At 71.3% G+C, this 2,004-nt stretch carries 1 pseudogene; it reads right to left on the bottom strand.

The annotated features are described in order from the left end of the window. A pseudogene (locus ACE3T5_RS21540) lies at nt 1-2,004 on the bottom strand (excinuclease ABC subunit A); the annotation flags it as partial.

The following is a 2,004-nucleotide window of genomic DNA, read 5'->3' as shown; positions in this document are numbered from 1 at the left end:
TGTAGGTGGCCGGGCAGGAGCGCGGCGTCTTGCCGATGGGCGTCTGGTCCACCTCCAGCACGCGGTCGATGGCCTGGTAGCCATCCAGCCCCTTGCAGCCCACCCAGGCAGGGCGCTTGCCGCGGTCGTCCGCGTCGCGGCCGGCCTTGGTGCTGCGCTGCCGCACGGCCGCCTGCACGTTGGCCAGCAGCACGTCGCGCGCCAGCGTGGACTTGCCCGAGCCGGACACGCCCGTCACCACCACCAGGCGCTTGAGCGGCACGTCCACGTCGACCGTGGCGAGGTTGTGCAGATGCGCGCCGCGCAGCTGCAGCGCGGCGTCGCCGGCGCCGCGCCGGGCCTGCAGCGGGTGCTTCATCGCGTGCAGGAGGTAGCGGCCGGTGAGCGAGCCTTTGGCGCCCGTCACCTCGGCCACCGTGCCCTGGGCGATGAGCTGGCCGCCGCGCTTGCCGGCGCTGGGGCCGATGTCGATGATGTGGTCGGCGCGGCGGATGGTGTCTTCGTCGTGCTCCACCACCACCAGCGTGTTGCCCTTGTCGCCCAGCTTGTGCAGCGCGTCCAGCAGGATCTGGTTGTCGCGCGCATGCAGGCCGATGGTGGGCTCGTCCAGCACGTAGCACACGCCCTGCAGGTTGGAGCCGAGCTGCGCCGCCAGCCGGATGCGCTGCGCCTCGCCGCCCGAGAGCGTGGGCGCGCCGCGGTCCAGCGTGAGGTAGCCCAGGCCCACCTCCTCCAGGAACTCCAGGCGCGAACGGATCTCGGGGATCAGGTCGCGCGCGATGCCCTGTTCACGGGCGCTCAGCACGCCCTCGACCTGCAGGCCCTGCACCCAATGCCGCACGTCGCGCACGGACAGCGCCGCGATCTCGACGATGCCCACGCCGCCGAAGCGCACCGCGCGCGCCTGCGCGTTCAGGCGCGTGCCCTGGCAAGTGGGGCAGGTCTCCTCGGACACGTCTTCCACCTCGGGCTCGGCGAAGGTCTGCTCGCGGCCCTTGTCGTCGGCGTTGACCAGCGTGTCGTCGAAGGCCTTGCGCTGCTCACGCGTGAGCTTCACGCCGGTGCCCACGCAATCCGGGCACCAGCCGTGCTTGCTGTTGTAGGAGAAGAGGCGCGGGTCCAGCTCGGCATAGCTGGTGGCGCAGACGGGGCAGGCGCGCAGGGTGGAGAACACCTCCACGCGGCCGATGTGCGCATGCTGGCCGGAAGCAAAGGCCGCGCGCAGGCCGTCCAGCGGAGCCAGCACATGCAGCACGCCCTTGCCATGCTCCAGCGCGGTCGCGAGCTTTTCGCGCAGCAGCGCCTCGTTCGCGGGCGTCACCACCAGGTCGGCCACCGGCAGCTCGATGGTGTGCTCCTTGAAGCGGTCGATGCGCGGGAAGCCGGTGGTGGGCAGGAAGTGCCCGTCCACCCGCAAGTGGGTGTAGCCGCGCGGCCGCGCCCAATCCGCCAGCTCGGTGTACACGCCCTTGCGGTTCACCACCAGCGGCGCCAGCAGGCCCACATGCTGGCCGCGATAGCGCTTGAGCAGCTGAGCGACGATGCTGTCCGGCGTCTGCGGCCGCACCTCGGCGCCGTCGTTCACGCAGTGCTGCGTGCCCAGCTTCACGTACAGCAGGCGCAGGAAGTGCCAGACCTCGGTGGTGGTGCCCACGGTGGACTTGCGCCCGCCGCGTGACAGGCGCTGCTCGATCGCCACCGTAGGCGGGATGCCGTACACCGCATCCACCTCGGGCCGGCCGGCCGGCTGCACGATGCTCCGCGCGTAGGCGTTCAGCGACTCCAGGTAACGCCGCTGGCCCTCGTTGAACAGGATGTCGAAGGCGAGCGTGGACTTGCCCGAGCCCGACACCCCGGTGATCACGCTGAAGCGGTTGTGCGGGATCTCGACCGAGAGGCTCTTGAGGTTGTGCTCCTTGGCGTTGACGATCTGGATGGCGCGCTTGGCGGCCTCGGGCGCCCCCTCCCCAGCCCTCCCCCGGAGGGGGAGGGAGTAGGGCCCGG

It is taken from the genome of Ramlibacter sp. (assembly GCF_041916345.1).
Lineage (GTDB): Bacteria > Pseudomonadota > Gammaproteobacteria > Burkholderiales > Burkholderiaceae_C > Ramlibacter.
Note: the sequence above shows the minus strand (reverse complement) of the source record. Positions and strands in the feature narration are given on the sequence as shown.